General features: G+C 69.9%; 13 protein-coding genes. 11 read left to right on the top strand and 2 right to left on the bottom strand.

Annotated elements, in window-relative coordinates:
* The first annotated feature begins 114 nt into the window (after positions 1 to 114).
* On the top strand, positions 115 to 2,934 hold the full coding sequence (locus LWP59_RS19835; protein ID WP_144642444.1) for a penicillin acylase family protein: 2,820 nt from the start codon (positions 115 to 117) through the stop codon (positions 2,932 to 2,934).
* A gap of 12 nt (positions 2,935 to 2,946) precedes the next feature.
* Here LWP59_RS19835 and LWP59_RS19830 read toward each other — a convergent pair whose 3' ends face one another.
* Positions 2,947 to 6,024 (bottom strand): DUF3427 domain-containing protein, encoded by a 3,078-nt coding sequence (locus LWP59_RS19830; protein WP_186383399.1) that lies wholly within the window; start codon positions 6,022 to 6,024, stop codon positions 2,947 to 2,949.
* A 215-nt stretch (positions 6,025 to 6,239) separates the two neighbouring features.
* Here LWP59_RS19830 and LWP59_RS19825 point away from each other — a divergent pair, with 215 nt between their 5' ends.
* The 5 genes from LWP59_RS19825 (at position 6,240) to LWP59_RS19805 (ending at position 9,659) form a co-directional block, all read left to right on the top strand.
* Positions 6,240 to 6,659 carry a hypothetical protein gene (locus tag LWP59_RS19825; protein ID WP_144642447.1) on the top strand — a complete coding sequence of 140 codons (420 nt, stop codon included), beginning with the start codon at positions 6,240 to 6,242 and terminating at the stop codon, positions 6,657 to 6,659.
* Between the two features lie 13 nt (positions 6,660 to 6,672).
* Positions 6,673 to 7,893, top strand: coding sequence for a sensor histidine kinase (locus tag LWP59_RS19820; protein WP_144642448.1), 1,221 nt, complete (start codon positions 6,673 to 6,675; stop codon positions 7,891 to 7,893).
* Entirely contained in the window at positions 7,893 to 8,519 is a 627-nt protein-coding gene (locus tag LWP59_RS19815) for a response regulator (protein ID WP_144642449.1), read from the top strand. The genes LWP59_RS19820 and LWP59_RS19815 overlap by 1 nt, the downstream gene beginning before the upstream one ends.
* Positions 8,520 to 8,634: 115 nt before the next feature.
* Positions 8,635 to 8,970 carry an L-rhamnose mutarotase gene (locus LWP59_RS19810; RefSeq protein ID WP_144642450.1) on the top strand — a complete coding sequence of 112 codons (336 nt, stop codon included), beginning with the start codon at positions 8,635 to 8,637 and terminating at the stop codon, positions 8,968 to 8,970.
* Positions 8,971 to 8,975: 5 nt separating this feature from the next.
* Positions 8,976 to 9,659, top strand: a complete 684-nt coding sequence (locus tag LWP59_RS19805) for a FadR/GntR family transcriptional regulator (RefSeq protein ID WP_144642452.1) — start codon at positions 8,976 to 8,978, stop codon at positions 9,657 to 9,659.
* A gap of 2 nt (positions 9,660 to 9,661) precedes the next feature.
* Here the strand turns inward: LWP59_RS19805 and LWP59_RS19800 are convergent, their stop codons facing one another.
* Entirely contained in the window at positions 9,662 to 10,408 is a 747-nt protein-coding gene (locus LWP59_RS19800) for an SDR family NAD(P)-dependent oxidoreductase (RefSeq protein ID WP_144642453.1), read from the bottom strand.
* 90 nt (positions 10,409 to 10,498) lie between these two features.
* On the opposite strand from LWP59_RS19800, the gene LWP59_RS19795 reads away from it, so the two are divergent.
* From LWP59_RS19795 to LWP59_RS19775, 5 genes are read left to right on the top strand one after another with little or no spacing between them, the layout of a single operon-like run.
* On the top strand, positions 10,499 to 11,821 hold the full coding sequence (locus LWP59_RS19795) for an L-fuconate dehydratase (protein ID WP_144642455.1): 1,323 nt from the start codon (positions 10,499 to 10,501) through the stop codon (positions 11,819 to 11,821).
* Positions 11,814 to 12,767: an aldo/keto reductase gene (locus tag LWP59_RS19790; RefSeq protein ID WP_144642456.1), complete on the top strand. Its 954-nt coding sequence runs from the start codon at positions 11,814 to 11,816 to the stop codon at positions 12,765 to 12,767. The genes LWP59_RS19795 and LWP59_RS19790 overlap by 8 nt, the downstream gene beginning before the upstream one ends.
* Complete coding sequence (locus tag LWP59_RS19785) at positions 12,764 to 13,603, top strand: amidohydrolase family protein (protein ID WP_144642457.1); 840 nt, start codon at positions 12,764 to 12,766, stop codon at positions 13,601 to 13,603. Before LWP59_RS19790 ends, LWP59_RS19785 begins: the two co-directional genes overlap by 4 nt.
* The gene (locus LWP59_RS19780) at positions 13,600 to 15,168 is read left to right on the top strand and encodes a sugar ABC transporter ATP-binding protein (protein ID WP_144642458.1); all 1,569 of its coding nucleotides are present in this window, start codon (positions 13,600 to 13,602) and stop codon (positions 15,166 to 15,168) included. The genes LWP59_RS19785 and LWP59_RS19780 overlap by 4 nt, the downstream gene beginning before the upstream one ends.
* A complete protein-coding gene (locus LWP59_RS19775; protein ID WP_144642460.1) occupies positions 15,165 to 16,157 on the top strand; it encodes an ABC transporter permease in 993 nt (330 codons plus the stop codon). Before LWP59_RS19780 ends, LWP59_RS19775 begins: the two co-directional genes overlap by 4 nt.
* Positions 16,158 to 16,235: the final 78 nt, after the last annotated feature.

The following is a 16,235-nucleotide window of genomic DNA, read 5'->3' as shown; positions in this document are numbered from 1 at the left end:
CGGAAGTTGCACCGTTCGGGGGGAAGAAAACGTGAGGGACTTTCGCAATAGGGCTACCGATAGGTAGTCTCACGCTCCGCACGACGTCGTGCACTGCCGGAGAGGAGCGTGCTCATGCCCCGGACAGCTCGGACCCGGGTCGCGGTCGCCCTGGTGGCCGCGGCCGCCACCTTCGTCGCGACGGCCGCCTCGCCCGCGGTGGCGGCCCCGCCCGCCGACTACTGCCAGGGGCAGTGCGACGACATCCTGCCGCCCGGCGAGAACGGCAACGCGACGCTCGCCGAGATCCTCGCGAACCGGCTCTTCGGCACCCGTCCCGTGCACACCGACGACCAGCTCGGCACGTACGCGAGCCTGGCCGACGGGTACCAGTCGGTCACCAACGCCACCATCGACGACTACTTCGGCGACTCGGCCTTCGGCGTCCCGCCGGACCAGGTGCAGAGCACCATCAAGCCCCGGTCGGACGTGAGCATCGTGCGCGACAAGAAGACCGGCGTGCCGCACATCTACGGCACCACGCGTTCGGGCACGGAGTTCGGCGCCGGGTACGCCGCCGCGCAGGACCGGCTGTGGCTGATGGACGTGTTCCGGCACGTCGGGCGCGGGCAGCTGAGCAGCTTCGCGGGCGGCGCCGAGGCGAACCGGCAGCTGGAGCAGACCTTCTGGGCCGCCGCGCCTTACACCGAGCAGGACCTGCAGGACCAGGTGAACCGGATCGCCGCCGACGGGCCCGAAGGCGCGCAGGCGCTCGGCGACATCAACGCCTACCTCGAGGGGCTCAACACCTACCTCAGCCAATCCCACCAGGGCCGCTACTTCCCCGGCGAGTACGTGCTCACCGGGCACGTCGACGCCATCACCAACGCCGGCACCATCGCCCCGTTCACCGCGACCGACCTCATCGCCATCGCCGGGGTCGTGGGCGCGCTGTTCGGCACCGGCGGTGGCGGCGAGGTCCAGTCCGCGCTGGTGAAACAGGCCGCGGAGGCCAAGTACGGCACCGCGATGGGCGACCAGGTGTGGCAGTCCTTCCGCGAGGAGAACGACCCCGAGGCCGATCTGACCCTCCACGACGGACAGTCCTTTCCCTACGGTGCGAGCCCGGCGAACCCGCAGGGCGTCGCGATGCCCGACCCGGGTTCGGTGACGCCTCAGCAGGAGGTCTACGACCCGGCCGGGTCCGCGGTGAGCGACTCGAAGGCCGCGGTGTCCGTCCCGGCGAACCTGGCGCCCGCCAAGGGGATGTTCACCAACGGCGTACTGCCCGGAGACCTGCTGTCGGCCCGGCACGGGATGTCCAACGCGCTCGTCGTGTCCGGCGCGCACACCGACGACGGCCATCCCATCGCCGTCTTCGGCCCGCAGACCGGGTACTTCGCACCACAGCTGCTGATGCTCGAAGAGCTGCAGGGGCCGGGGATCAGCGCTCGCGGGGTCTCCTTCGCCGGCACCAACTTCTACGTCCAGCTCGGCCGTGGCCAGGACTACGCGTGGAGCGCCACGTCGGCGAGCCAGGACATCACGGACACCTTCGCGCTCTCGCTGTGCGAGCCGGACGGCTCGGCAGCGGCCAGGGACAGCACGCATTACCTGGACGACGGGCAGTGCGTGGCGATGGAACCGCTGGAGGTCGACGACTCGTGGCAGCCCACGATCGCCGACACCACCGCGGCGGGCTCGTACCGGCTCGTCGTGTACCGGACGAAGTACGGGCTCGTGCAGTACCGGGCGACGGCCGGCGGGAAGCCGGTGGCCTACGCCGCCCAGCGCTCGACCTACCGGCACGAGGCCGACTCGATCATCGGTTTCCAGCGGTTCAACGATCCCGCGCAGATGGGGTCGCCGGAGCAGTTCCGGTCGGCGGCCTCGGCGATCAACTACACGTTCAACTGGTTCTACGTGGACTCCGCGCACATCGCGTACTACAACTCCGGGTGGAACCCGGTCCGGCCCTCCACAGTGGACGCGAACCTGCCGATCGCGGCGGATCCGCAGTACGAGTGGCAGAACTGGGACGCGGCGACGAACACCGCGTCGTGGACAGGGGCCGGGGCGCATCCGAACTCGGTCGACCAGGACTACTACGTCTCCTGGAACAACAAGCAGGCGCTGGACTACACGTCGGCGTCCTTCGGCGAGGGGAATGTGCACCGGTCGGACCTGCTGGACTCGCGGCTGGGCGCGCTGGTCGCTCGTGGGGGAGCGATCAGCCGCGCGGACGTGGTCAAGGCGATGGCGGACGCGGCGGTGACGGACCTGCGCGGGGAGGCGGTGCTGCCGACGCTGTTGCGGGTGATCGACACGCAGCCGGTGACCGATCCGGCACAGGCGAAGGCGGTGGACCAGCTGCGCACCTGGCTCGCGCACGGGGCGAAGCGGGTCGAGACGTCGCCGGGCAGCAAGACCTACGCCGACGCGGCGGCCATCCAGGTGATGGACGCGTGGTGGCCGTTGCTGGTGCAGGCGGCGTTCCGGCCCGGCATGGGCGACGACCTGTTCGGCGCGATGGTCGGGGCGCTGCAGATCAACGAGTCCCCGTCGAACGGGCAGACCGGCCCGACCTCGGGCGCTGCGAGCGCGAACGAATCGGCGCCACACCGCGGGTCGGCCTTCCAGCACGGCTGGTGGTCCTATGTGGACAAGGACCTGCGGACGGTGCTGGGGGACCAGGTCGCCGGCGGGCTGGGCGAGCCGTACTGCGGCGGCGGGGACGTCGCGGCCTGCCGGAGCGCCCTGCTGACCAGCCTGACCGAGGCGGCGGCCGAGCCGGCGTCCACGGTCTACCCGGCGGACGACACCTGCTCGGCGGGGCAGCAGTGGTGCGCGGACTCGATCGTCCAGCGCCCGCTGGGCGGTGTCACGGACCCGAACATCGGTTGGCAGAACCGCCCGACGTACCAGCAGGTGGTGCAGTTCGCGGCGCACCGCTGAGGGGCGGTGCGTCTAACCAGCCACCACGCTGGCCGCCGCGAACGCGTCGGCCGGCATGGGGCGCTGTAAGTGCCACGTGATGGCGATCGGCCGTTCGCCGCGATGCTCGACGTACGATGCCGGACCCAGACACACGAATGGAGCGGCGCCGAAGTCATCGGTCGGGGTGTCGCGGACGAGCAGCAGCACGTGACTGCCGAGACTGCGCTGGCCCAAGTACCGTCGCCCGGTGGGGGAGTCGGTGGACGTCGCGTTTTGGGACTCCCAGTGGAACAACTCGCGACTGATCGCGTAGTCCCGATACATGGTGCTCGGAGAGAACTCCTTCTCGCTCTTGCGGAGGTTGATCAGCAGGGCGTCCGTGTTCGTGTCTTCGCACCAGGCGACGCCCGACACGTGGTTGCCAGGTACTCGCGTGAGCGTGGCGTAATCCAACGCGGCGAGGATTTCCTCCCGGCGGTATCGTGCGTGACTTGCCAGCGGTATGTGTTGCAGTCCTTCCCCCAGGGACGACGGAACGTGCCGGGCGCTGTCCTGACCCAGCCGGGCCAGTTCGGCGATCTCGGCACAGGCTGCCGGATGCTTCCGCACGTGTGCCAGGCCGCTGTCATACGAGGAAAACCCGCCACGCTTCGGCCACAACGTGAACAACAACATCCTCGCGAAACGTTGCTCCCGCTCGCTCAGGTCGCCATAGCGTGGTGCGCCGGCGGCGAGCAGAAGCTGATAGGTGTCCGCTCGCTCGGTGTCGTCCACATGGGTAAAGGCGGCCATACGTCGCAGCAGCGTTCCCTCGTCGGGGCCGGTACCCGGCGTCGGTAGCCCGGCTTCGCGACGCAGCGCGGTCCACGAGCCGTTGTTGCGGTACACGTCGACCAATTCACGGTCGGCGGCGTGCAGGTATTCAGCGAGCGAAAGGTCACCGTGTGAGCGGACATCCGCAGCGAGTTGAGTGCGACTGAAACGCAGTTGGGTCCGGACGTTGTCGAGCACGATCTTCTGTGCCACCCGGTCCAAGACGACCTGTGAGCCGGCCGGGAGAAAAGGAAAACCTTGCTCGATCTGCCGCTGAAGTCCACGGCGGCTGACGCCGGTGAGTGCTCGGTAGCGCGCGTCGAACCGGTACTCCTTACGATGCTGGCCGATGAAGTCCAGCACAGTCAGTACGGCCTTACCGGGTGCTCGACGTAGGCCCCGGCCTAGTTGCTGCAAGAACACCGTCGCGCTGTCGGTGGGTCGCAGGAACAGGGCGGTGTCCACCTCAGGAATATCCAAGCCCTCATTGAACAGGTCCGCGGCGAAAAGGGCGTTCACTTGACCGGCCCGCAACGCCTGAATAGCGGCATCGCGTTCGCCCTGCGGGGTGTTCCCGGAGACGGCTTGCGCTGCGATTCCGGCTTCGCGAAACACTCGCGCCATGTACTCGGAGTGAGCAACCGATGCGCAGAAGCCCAATGCGCGAATACGCCCGACGTCCGTGATCTTGTTGCGCAGCTCGGAAAGCACTTTGGCCGCGCGGGCGTCGTTACCCGTGTAGAGCGCCGCGAGTCCTTCGACGTCGTAGGCGTTCCGCTTCCAGGCCACGCCGGAAAGATCTACGTCATCGGCGATCCCGAAGTAGTGGAAGGGCACGAGCAGATCGGCGGAAAGTGCCTCCCAGAGCGGTAATTCGTAGGCCGAGCGACCGTCGAAGAAGTTGCGGACGTCGCGGCCGTCGCCCCGCTCCGGAGTAGCGGTCAGGCCCAGCAACTCCTTCGGCCGCAGGTGCTTGAGCATTTTCTGATACGTCCGCGCTTCCGCGTGGTGGAATTCATCAACGACCACGACATCGAAATGGTTGGGCTGCAACTTCTCAACCCCGTAGGCGGCTAAGCCTTGGACGCTTGCGAACACGTGCTGCCACCGTTCGGGGCGACTGCCCGCGACGTAAGTCTCGCCGAAAGCACCGTCCGACAGTGTCTCCCGGTACACCTTCAGCGCTTGGTGCAAGATCTCCTTGCGGTGCGCGATGAAGAGCAGGCTCAGGTCGCCTTCCGCTCGCAACCGTCGGTAATCCAGCGCGGCGATCACGGTCTTTCCGGTGCCGGTGGCTGCTACCACGAGGTTCCGGTGACGGTCGTGTACCTGCCGTTCGGATTCCAGCGCCTCAAGAACCTCTTGTTGATGGGGAAGCGGCCTTACCTCAAGTCCGGCCAGACTGATCGTCGTGGGCGCGCTGCTTCGTCGGCCCGCCCTCGCCAGCGCCTCGTCGACGCGATCTGCATCCGTGAGCGGGTCATAAGGGACGAATGCAGCCGACTCCCAGTAAGTGTCGAAGGTGGCCTCAAACTTACGTAGCAGCTCAGGTGTGGCTACGCCGGAAAGGCGCACATTCCACTCCAGCCCGTCAACCAGCGCGGAGCGAGACAGGTTCGAGCTTCCGACGAAGGCGGTGTCATAGCCAGACTTACGCCGGAACAGCCACGCCTTGGCATGCAGCCTGGTGGATTGTTCCTCGTAACTGATCCGCACCTCGGCGCCGAAGCGTTGTACAAGTCGGTCGATCGCGGCGCGCTCAGTCGCGCCGACATAGGTCGTGGTGAGGACGCGGAAGGAGACTCCGCGGCGGTTCAGCTCGGTGAGGGCGTCCTCGAGAACTCGTAAACCATGCCAGCGGATGAACGCGCAAAGGAGGTCGACATGATCAGCGCTGGCGAGTTCGGCTCGCAGTTCCGCCGACAGCGTTGGCTCCTCCTTGGCGTTCGTCAGCAAGGCGGCCTGGGACAAGGGTGTGACGGGTCGGATGCGTCCGGGAGGAGCGGGTCTGGTGAGATCCGTCAGCGAAGTCAGCTGCTCAAGGCCGCCGGTGAGCTGCTCGTCGAGGGCGCCAAGCTGCTCAAGGAGATGGTTGGCGAGCTCCACTCGACGGGCGGTGTCGGACTCCTGGACGAGGGTTCGCCGGACTACTTCCGCAATATGGTGGGCGATGACCTCTGGTGCATCAGCGGAATCGAGCTCGGCGAATTCGGGGCGGTACCGACTGGCCGCGGCGAGGGTGCGGTCAAGTAGGCTCGTCCGAATCGTTTCGTAGACCCCGTCCGCAAGCTCCATGTGGATCACCTTGCCACGATCGGGCGTACCTGCCGGATTTGGGGCGACACGAGCGTATAACGACCTATACCCCTCGCCTTTCGGCGGCATCCTCCGATCGGAGGATGCCGGCATCGCCCCAAGCGACAACGAAGGAAGGCTTCGCGGTCGATCCGGACGGCCCGGTGCGCAACCGACACTGGTCCGCGACCGGCCCACCGACGCGAAGGACGACCGTGGAACCCAACGACCCCCGCGCCGACAGCGCATTCCGAAGCGTGCACCGGCTCATCGCGGGCTACCTCGCGATCAGCATCCTGACCCTCGCCGCCATCGTGCTGATGCGGAACGACCCCGCCGTGGTCACGCCCGCCGTCTGGACGCGCGCGGTCATCGTCGTCATCACCGCCGTGCTGCTGATCCTCTTCGCCACCCGCGCCGCCCGCGGGTCGCGCGGGGCGTTCCGGCGGCTGCGGATCGTCTCGGTCATCACGCCGGTCGCCATCGTGGTCATCATCGCCCTGCCGGGCACCTTCCCCGTGTGGATGAAGATCGAGCAGGGCGTGTGCGGGCTGATCATGACCGGGGTCGCCGCCGTGGCCAACGGGCGGTACCTGCGCAGCAGGTTCGCGGTCCGGCAAAACGCCGCGAAGTGACATCATCGAGCACGTGAACGACCGCACCGTCGACGACCCGTGGCAGGCGCGGCTCGACCGCATGCGCCGGTTCCTGCCGGTGCCGCTGCTCGCCGTCTCGACGGTGGCCTCGTTCGCGGTGCCCGGCGACCCGTCGGCGCGCGTCCGGCTGGAGGCGGTCTTCGTGGCGGCCGCCGCGATCTGGTCGGTGGCGGTGACCGCACGCCTGCGCCCCGGTACCCCCACGACGAAGCACGTGCTCGCCTACGCCGTCCACTCGGTGCTGGCGGGCGTGCTCGTCGGGATCGACCTGACGTTCGGGATCTTCGCCTACTCCGGCTTCCTCTTCGCCTACCCGCTCGGAAAACGTTGGCGCACAGCGGGTTTCGGTGTCAGCGCGCTGATCGTGTCCGCGTCGCTGTCCGGCGGCTATCCCACCGGGCTGAACGGGCAGAGCCTCACCTACCTGGTGGTCGCGGCGGTGCTGCTCGGGCTGGTGTTCAACGCCGCCAGCATCACCAACCGCGCCCTGGAGCAGAACGAGGAGCGGGGCCGCGTCATCGACCAGCTGGCGGAGGCGAACCGCCGTCTGGAGCTGTCCATGGCGGAGAACGCACAGCTGCACGCGCGGCTGCTGGTACAGGCCCGTGACACAGGCGTCGTCGAGGAGCGCCAGCGCCTCGCCGGCGAGATCCACGACACGCTCGCCCAGGGGCTGACCGGCATCATCGCGCAGCTCGCGGCGGCCGAGCACGTCCGGCACGACCCGGGGCAGCTGTCCCGGCACCTCGAACTCGCCGCGTCGCTCGCGCGCGCCAACCTCACCGAGGCGCGCCGGTCCGTGCGCGCGCTGCGCCCGGGACAGCTCGAGGGCGTGGACCTGCCCGAGGCGATCGGCGTCCTCGCCCGGGAATGGTCGGACCGGTCGGGCGTCGCCGCCGGGGTCGAGACCACCGGGACGCCGGTGCGTGCCGCCGCCGGGGTGGAGGACATCCTGTTCCGCGTGGCGCAGGAGGCGTTGTCGAACGTCGCGAAGCACGCGGACGCCACGCAGGTGGCGGTCACGCTGACCTACCTCGAGGACGCCCTGCTGCTCGACGTGCACGACGATGGGAGCGGGTTCGATCCGGAGGCCACGACCGACGGCTACGGTCTGGTCGGGATGCGAGAGCGCCTGGCGCGCATAGGGGGCACCTTGACGATCGAGTCCGGCGCCGGTTACGGCACCACCCTCAACGCGGCGGTGCCGTTGTGATGACATCGATCCGGCTGCTGATCGTCGACGACCACCCCATCCTGCGCGACGGGCTGCGGGGCCTGTTCAGTGGCGACGACGAGTTCGACGTCGTCGGCGAAGCGGGCGACGGTGCCGAAGCGGTGCGCCTCGCCCAGCAGCACGACGTCGACGTGATCCTCATGGACCTGCGGATGCCGGGCATGGGCGGCGTCGAGGCCATCGCACGGCTGCGCGAGCTGGGCCATCCCGCGCGCGTGCTGATCCTGACCACCTACGACACCGACCGCGACGTGCTGCCCGCCATCGACGCGGGCGCGACCGGGTACCTGCTCAAGGACGCGCCCCGCGACGAGCTGCTGCGCGCGGTGCGCGCCGCACACGCCGGCCAGTCCGTGCTGGCGCCGTCGGTGGCCAGCACCCTCATCGGGCTGGTCGGCGCCAACGCCCCGGACGCGCTGAGCCCCCGTGAGCTGGAGGTGCTGCGGCTCGTCGCCGAGGGCGCCACCAACCAGGTCGCCGCCCGGCGGCTGCTGATCAGCGAAACCACGATCAAGACCCACCTGCTGCACATCTACACCAAGCTCGGGGTCCGCGACCGCGCCGCCGCGGTGGCGGTCGCCTACCAACGCGGTCTGCTCGGCTAGGCAGTCATCCGATCTGTTCCCGGAAAAGACCGCCCAACTGAGGGCCCGTGACGGGGGTCGTTCACGGAAAGATCCGATGTATCCTGCCTGCAGCGATGCGGGAAGGAGCACACGGATGCCGCAGATCGCCCTGCACACCCAGCTGAAGCCCGGCGCGGAACCCGACTACGAGGCGATCCACCGCGGCATTCCGGCCGACGTCGCGGCCGCGCTCGCCGAGCACGGGGTGCGGGACTGGCGGATCTGGCGCGACGGCAGGCAGCTGTTCCACCTGATCGACGTCGAGGACTACCGGGCGATGCGGCACGCGCTGCGCGAGCACCCCGCCAACGTGCGGTGGCAGGCGACGGTCGGCCCGCTGCACGCCCAGCCCGACGACTACTCCGGCGCCGACGACGGGCTCCCGCTGCTGTGGAGCCTCGCCGGCCAGGTGGCCCGGAAAGCCGGCTGAGCGCGATGTCCGTGACCGACGACGCCATCGAGGCGATCAAGCAGATGATCGTCGACGGCGAGCTGAAGCCCGGCGACCGGCTGCCCCGCGAACCCGACCTCGCCGAACGGCTCGGCCTGTCCCGCAACTCCCTGCGCGAGGCCGTGCGCGCCCTGTCGCTGATCCACGTCCTCGACGTCCGGCGCGGCGACGGCACCTACGTGACGAGTCTCGAGCCGTCGCTGCTGATGGACGCGATGGGCTTCGTGGTGGACTTCCACCGCGACGACACCGTGCTGCAGTTCCTGGAGGCCCGCCGCGCCATCGAACCGGCGGTCACCGAGCTGGCGGCGATGCGGATGTCCACAACGGACATCGAGGGACTCGCCGTGCTGCTGGACTCGCTCGGCGCCGAGCCCACGGTGGAACAGCTGGTGGACAACGATCTCGAGTTCCACCGCCGGATCGCCGCCGGATCGGGCAACGCCGTGCTCGCCTCGCTGCTGGAGAGCGTGTCCGGCCGCACGCAGCGCGCGCGGACGTGGCGCGGGGTCACCCAGGAAGGCGTGGTGGCGCAGACCCTCGCCGAGCACCGGGCGATCCAGCACGCGCTCGCGACCCGGCAGGTGGACATCGCCCGCGCGGTCGCCACGCTCCACGTCGCCGGGGTCGAGCAGTGGCTCCGGCAGACGCTCGTCGAGCAGGCGTAGCTTCAGCGGCGCAGGCGCAGGTCCTGCATGCCGCCGTCGACGGCGAGGCCGGCGCCCGCCGTCGACGCCGCGAGCGGGCTCGCGAGGTAGACCACGGCGTGCGCGACCTCCTCGGGTGCGACGAGCCTGCCGTGCGGCTGGCGGGCTTCGAGCGCGGCGCGTTCGGCGGCGGGATCCTCGGCCTTGTCCAGCAGCCGGCCGATCCACGGTGTGTCGGCCGTGCCCGGGTTCACGCAGTTGACGCGGATCCCCTCGGGGAGATGGTCCGCGGCCATCGCGCGCGTCAGCGCCACCACCCCGCCCTTCGTCGCGCTGTAGAGCGCCCGCTGCGGAAGGCCGGCGGTCGCGGCGATCGAGCCGATGTTCACGATCGCGGCCGCGCGCGAGCGTCGCAGGTGCGGCAGCGCCGCGCGGCTCGTGCGCACCATCCCGAGCAGGTTGACGTCGAGCACGCGCAGCCACTCCGCGTCGGGGTTGTCGGCGACCGTGCCCTGCGCGCCGATGCCCGCGTTGTTGACCAGGATGTCGAGACCGCCGAACCGCGCCACCGTCGTCTCGATCGCCTCCCGGACGGAGGCGTCGTCGGTGACGTCCGCCCGTACGCCGAGCACACCGTCCTGTTCGGACACCGGCTGGACGTCCAGCGCCGCCACCCGCGCGCCGCGCGCCCGCAGCGCGGCCACCACCGCGGCGCCGATCCCGGACGCGCCGCCGGTCACCGCCGCCGTCAGGCCGTCGAACTCGCTCATCCCGCTCCCTCGCCTCAGTGGTCGGGTGTCTGCGCCGGAATGCTAGGGAAAACCGGGACCGGACGCGAGCCTTGACGGTAAATACATCCGATGTCTATCGTCTGCGTGACGCCGGTCATACAAGGGAGCGTGTTCGTGCCCTGTTTCACCGCCCTGCAGACCCACGACGTGCGGTTCCCGACGTCGCGGACGCTCGACGGCTCCGATGCGATGAACCCCGACCCGGACTACTCCGCGGCCTACCTGCGCCTGCTGACCGACGCCGAGGACGGGCTGGAAGGCCACGGCTTCGTCTTCACCATCGGCCGGGGGAACGACGTCCAGGTCGCGGCCCTGCGCGCGCTCGAAGGCCATCTCGCCGGGCGCGACGTCGAGGCGACGCTGGCCGACCTCGGCGGGATGTGGCGGGAGCTGGTGCACGACTCGCAGCTGCGCTGGCTCGGTCCCGAGAAGGGGATCATGCACATGGCGATCGGCGCGGTGGTCACCGCGTTGTGGGACCTGCGCGCCAAGCGCGAGGGCAAACCGCTGTGGCAGCTGCTCGCGTCGCTCAGCCCCGAGGAGATCGTGGACCTCGTCGACTTCCGGTACCTGACCGACGCGCTGACCCGCGACGAGGCGCTCGAAATCCTGCGCGCGGCGAAGCCGGGCCGCGCCGAGCGTGAGGCGCGGCTGCTGGCCGAGGGCTATCCCGCGTACACGACGACACCCGGCTGGCTGGGCTACGACGACGACAAGCTCGCCCGGCTCTGCCGGGAGGCGGTCGCCGACGGCTTCACCCAGATCAAGCTGAAGGTGGGCGCCGACCTCGACGACGACCTGCGCCGGCTCGGCATCGCGCGGGACGCGTGCGGACCGGACATCCGCATCGCCGTGGACGCCAACCAGCGCTGGGACGTCGCCGACGCGATCGAGTGGATGGCCGCGCTGCGCCCGTTCGGCATCGCCTGGATCGAGGAGCCGACGAGCCCGGACGACGTGCTCGGGCACGCCGCGATCGCCAGGGCCGTGGCGCCGATCCCGGTCGCCACCGGCGAGCACACCGCCAACCGCGTGCTGTTCAAGCAGTTCCTGCAGGCCGGGGCCCTCTCGGTGCTCCAGCTCGACGCGACGCGGGTGGCCGGGGTCAACGAGAACATCGCGATCCTGTTGCTGGCGGCCAAGTTCGGCGTGCGGGTGTGCCCGCACGCGGGCGGGGTCGGGCTGTGCGAGGCCGTGCAGCACCTGGCCATGTTCGACTACGTCGCGGTCTCGGGCAGCGCGGACGACCGGATGATCGAGTTCGTCGACCACCTGCACGAGCACTTCGTGACCCCGGTCGAGGTCCGCGGCGGACGGTACTTCCCGCCGGGCGCGCCCGGCGCCGGCACGGAGATGCGGCGGGAGTCCATTGTGGAGTACACCTATGGCTAGTGCTCCCACCGGCCCGCTGGGCCTCGGCGCCGCGAACCTCGGCAACCTGTACGCGCCGATGGGCGACGAGCAGGCACACGCCGTGCTCGAAACCGCCTGGGAGTGCGGGATCAGGTACTTCGACACCGCGCCGCACTACGGTCTCGGGCTGTCCGAACGCCGCCTGGGGGCGTTCCTCGCCACGAAGCCGCGTGAGGAGTTCGTGGTGTCCACCAAGGTGGGCCGGCTGCTCGTCCCCGACCCCGGGGGAGTGGGGCTCGACGTCGCCAACCTGTTCCACGTGCCCGCCGGCCACCGGCGGGTGTGGGACTTCTCCGCCGACGGCGTGCGCCGCGGCCTCGACGAGTCGCTGGCGCGGCTGGGGCTCGGCTCGGTCGACCTCGTGTACCTGCACGACCCGGAGGAGTACGGACTCGGCGCGGCGCTGGCCGAGGGGCTGCCCGCGGTCGCCGCCCTGCGCGACGAAGGACTCGTCTCGGCTGTGGGCATGGGGTCCAAGTCGGTCGAGGCGCTCGCCGCCGGAGCCCGGTCCGGGCTGCTCGACGTGCTGATGGTGGCGGGCCGGTGCACGCTGCTGGACCAGAGCGCGTTCGACGAGGTGCTGCCCGAGTGCCGGGCGCGGTCGGTGGAGGTCGTCGCCGCGGCGGTGTTCAACTCCGGCCTGCTCGCCACCGCGACGCCGTCGGAGTCGGCGCACTACGAGTACGCGGCGGTGCCGCCCGATGTGCTCGTGAAGGCGCGTGAGATCGCCGCCGTCTGCGCGGAGTTCGAGGTCGAGCTGCCCGCCGCGGCGCTGCACTACCCGTTGCGGGACCCCGTGGTGCGCACCGTGGTAGCCGGTGCCGCGACCGCGGACGAGGTGCGGCAGAACCACGAGCGGTCGCGCGGCAGCGTGCCCGACGAGCTGTGGACGACGTTGCGGGACAAGGGGTTGATCCGGTCATGACGATCGACACCCACCTGCATCTGTGGGACCTGACCGTGAGCGAGTACGCGTGGCTGCCCCCGGAGGGCCCGCTGCACACGACGTTCACCGCCGAGCGGGCCAGGTCCGAACTGGACGCCGCGGGCGTCGCCGCGGCGGTCCTCGTACAGGCCGAGGACTCCGCGGCCGACACCGAGTTCCTGCTCGCGCAGGCTGGTGCGCACAACTGGGTCGCCGGGGTCGTCGGGTGGGTCCGCCTCGACGATCCCGCGACCGCGGAGTGCCACCTCGACAGCTACCAGGGCAATCCCGCGTTCCGCGGCGTCCGGCACCTGGTGCACGACGACCCCCGCGACGAGTTCCTCGCGCTGCCCGCCGTGCGGCGTTCGCTGGCGCTGCTGGCCGAGCGCGGTCTGCCCTTCGATGTCCCCGACGCGTGGCCGCGCCACCTCGGCCGGACCGCGGAGCTCGCGGCGGCCCTGCCCGGGTTGACGATCGTGCTGGACCACCTCGGCAAACCGCCGAGGGACCCCGATGGTTTCGCGGCCTGGCTGCGCGTCATGCGTGACGTCGCGAGCAGGCCCAACACCGTCGCGAAACTCTCGGGGCTGCAGATGCCCGGGGCGCCGTTCACCGTGGCCGCCGTGCGGCCCGCTGTCGAGGCGGCGTTCGAGCTGTTCGGACCGGACCGGCTGATGTACGGAGGTGACTGGCCGATGACAGTCCACTTCGGAGGGTACGGCCCCGCCTGGGAGGTCTACTCGGCGTTCCTGGACGAGCTGTCCGGCGACGAGCGGGCCCGCGTGACGTCGGGCACCGCGAACGCCGTGTACGGGGTACCGGAGCGGGCGCGATGACCGAGACCCTGCTCGAGGCCGAGGGCGTCGGCAAGAGCTTCCCGGGCGTGCGTGCCCTGCACGACATGCGCCTCGAGCTGCGTTCGGGCGAGGTCCTCGCGCTGGTCGGCGAGAACGGTGCGGGCAAGTCCACCCTGATGAAGCTGTTGTCGGGCATCCACACCGCCGACGCCGGGCACTTCACCCTCGGCGGCGAGCCGTACGAGCCCGCCGGCCCGCGGCACGCGCTGGGGCTCGGCATCAGCATCATCCACCAGGAGTTCAACCTGGTGCCGCACCTGAGCGTCGCGCAGAACATCTTCATCGGCCGCGAGCCCCGCCGCGCCCGGCTGTTGCTGGACGAGCGCAAGCTCAACGCCGACGCCGCCGCGCTGCTGGAGCGGCTGCGCCTGCCGCTGGACCCGCGCACGGTGGCCGGCGAGCTCACCGTCGCCAACCAGCAGATGGTGGAGATCGCCAAGGCGCTGTCGTACGAGCCGCGCGTGCTGATCATGGACGAGCCGACCGCGGCGCTCAACGACGCGGAGGTGGAGACGCTGCACGAGCTGATCCGCCGGTTCGTCCACCCCGGCACCGGCGTCATCTACATCTCCCACCGGATGGAGGAGATCAAGCGCATCGCCGACCGGGTCACCGTCATCCGCGACGGCGAGTACATCGACACCCTCGACGCGGGCACCGCGAGCACGGCGGAGATCATCGCGCTGATGGTCGGGCGGGCGATCGACACCGGTGCCCGTCCCGAAGGCGTCCGGGCCGACCGCGAGGTGGTACTCGGCGTCGAAGGCCTGACCACGAAGGCGCTGCTCACCGACGTGTCGTTCGACCTGCGGCACGGGGAGATCCTCGGCTTCGCCGGGCTGATGGGCGCCGGGCGCACGGAGGTGGCCAGGGCGCTGGTCGGCGCGGACCGGATGGACGCGGGCACGGTGACGCTGCACGGCAACCGGGTCCGCATCGCCAACCCGGCCGACGCGGCCCGGCTCGGCATCGGGTACCTGTCCGAGGACCGCAAACGGTTCGGGCTGCTGCTGGACCAGGACGTCAAGGCGAACATCGCGCTTTCGGCGCTGCGGGAGCGGTTCACCACCGCCGGGTTCGTCCGCGACCGCGCGCTGCGTGCCGACGCCGGGCGCTACGTCGGCACGCTGCGGATCAAGACCCCGTCCCTGGACCAGACCGCGAAGAACCTCTCCGGCGGCAACCAGCAGAAGGTCGTCATCGCGAAGTGGGTGGCGAAGGACTGCGACATCCTGATCTTCGACGAGCCGACCCGCGGCATCGACGTGGGCGCCAAGGAGGAGATCTACCAGCTGCTGGGCGAGCTGGCCGCGCAGGGCAAGTCCATCATCATGATCTCCTCGGAGCTGCCGGAGATCCTGCGCATGTCGCACCGCGTCGTGGTGATGAGCGAGGGGCGGGTCACCCGCGTGCTCGACGCCGCCGACGCGAGCCAGGAGAACATCATGCACTACGCGACGTTGCGGCCGGACGAGAACCCGGCGGACGCCGCCGAGCTCGGCCTCGGCGCGGGCGGCCGGGAACAGGAGGCAGGGCAGCCATGACAGCGGTCAAAGCGCAGCCGGGGGAGCGTCAGGCAGGCGGCGTGACGGGCGTGATCAGGAGCAGGCTGCAGCAGCTGCTCGCGTTCGGCAGCCTCATCGTGATCTACGCTTTCTTCTCGATCGTCAGCCCGTTCTTCTTCTCCTACGGCAACTTCATCGCGATCCTGTTCTCGACCGTGGTGATCGGCACGCTCGCGACCGGCACGACGTTCGTCATCATCTCGGCCGGGATCGACCTGTCCATCGGCACGGGGATGGCGCTGTGCGCGGTGATGTCCGGGGTGTTCATGGTGAACATGCACCTGCCGCTGGCCCTCGGCGTGCCGCTGGCGATCCTGTTCGGCGGGCTGGTGGGACTGGTCAACGGGATCAACGTGGCGCTGCTGAAGATCCCGCCGTTCATCGCGACGCTGGCCATGATGCTCGTGGCCGAGGGGCTGGCGCTGGTGCTGTCGCACAGCACCCCGATCTACTTCACCGACGTGGCCGGCTACACCGACCTCTCCTCCGGCGAGCTCATCCCGAACCTGCCCAACGCGGTGCTGATCCTGCTCGTCGTCGCGGTGCTCGCGGGCGTGCTGCTGACCAAGAGCGTGCTCGGCCGCTACACCTACTCGATCGGCAGCAACGAGGAGGCGACCGCGCTCTCGGGCATCGACGTGCGGAGGTGGAAGCTCGCGATCTACGCGTTCGCCGGGCTGTTCACCGGCCTGGCCGGGGTGATGATCTCGGCGCGGCTGGGGTCGGCGCAGCCGGCCACCGGCATGGGCTACGAGCTGCAGGCGATCGCGGCCGTCGTGATCGGCGGCACCTCCCTCTCGGGCGGGAAGGGCTCGATCATCGGCACCCTGATCGGCGCGCTGATCATCTCGGTGCTCAACAACGGCCTGCAGATCATGTCGATCCCCCAGGAGTGGCAGAACGTCATCCTGGGCTGCGTCATCCTCGTCGCCGTCTACACCGACCGCATCCGGAAGAAGGAAGCCTAGATGTTCTCGAGTTTGCCTACCGGTGCGGGCTGCGGCGCGAGCTGACTGGTCCCACCAAGCGGCTGTCGCCGCTCATCA

This window comes from Amycolatopsis acidiphila (assembly GCF_021391495.1).
GTDB lineage: Bacteria > Actinomycetota > Actinomycetes > Mycobacteriales > Pseudonocardiaceae > Amycolatopsis_E > Amycolatopsis_E acidiphila.
The sequence above is the reverse complement of the archived record's forward strand: the minus strand, read 5'-3'. Positions and strand labels throughout refer to the sequence as shown.

Bases quoted from the DNA above. Each gene is read 5' to 3' on its own strand.
- LWP59_RS19835 (WP_144642444.1), top strand. From the start codon at position 115: ATGCCCCGGACAGCTCGGACCCGGGTCGCGGTCGCCCTGGTGGCCGCG.
- LWP59_RS19830 (WP_186383399.1), bottom strand. From the start codon at position 6,024: ATGGAGCTTGCGGACGGGGTCTACGAAACGATTCGGACGAGCCTACTT.
- LWP59_RS19815 (WP_144642449.1), top strand. From the start codon at position 7,893: ATGACATCGATCCGGCTGCTGATCGTCGACGACCACCCCATCCTGCGC.
- LWP59_RS19810 (WP_144642450.1), top strand. From the start codon at position 8,635: ATGCCGCAGATCGCCCTGCACACCCAGCTGAAGCCCGGCGCGGAACCC.
- LWP59_RS19805 (WP_144642452.1), top strand. From the start codon at position 8,976: ATGTCCGTGACCGACGACGCCATCGAGGCGATCAAGCAGATGATCGTC.
- LWP59_RS19800 (WP_144642453.1), bottom strand. From the start codon at position 10,408: ATGAGCGAGTTCGACGGCCTGACGGCGGCGGTGACCGGCGGCGCGTCC.
- LWP59_RS19795 (WP_144642455.1), top strand. From the start codon at position 10,499: ATGTCTATCGTCTGCGTGACGCCGGTCATACAAGGGAGCGTGTTCGTG.
- LWP59_RS19790 (WP_144642456.1), top strand. From the start codon at position 11,814: ATGGCTAGTGCTCCCACCGGCCCGCTGGGCCTCGGCGCCGCGAACCTC.
- LWP59_RS19785 (WP_144642457.1), top strand. From the start codon at position 12,764: ATGACGATCGACACCCACCTGCATCTGTGGGACCTGACCGTGAGCGAG.
- LWP59_RS19780 (WP_144642458.1), top strand. From the start codon at position 13,600: ATGACCGAGACCCTGCTCGAGGCCGAGGGCGTCGGCAAGAGCTTCCCG.
- LWP59_RS19775 (WP_144642460.1), top strand. From the start codon at position 15,165: ATGACAGCGGTCAAAGCGCAGCCGGGGGAGCGTCAGGCAGGCGGCGTG.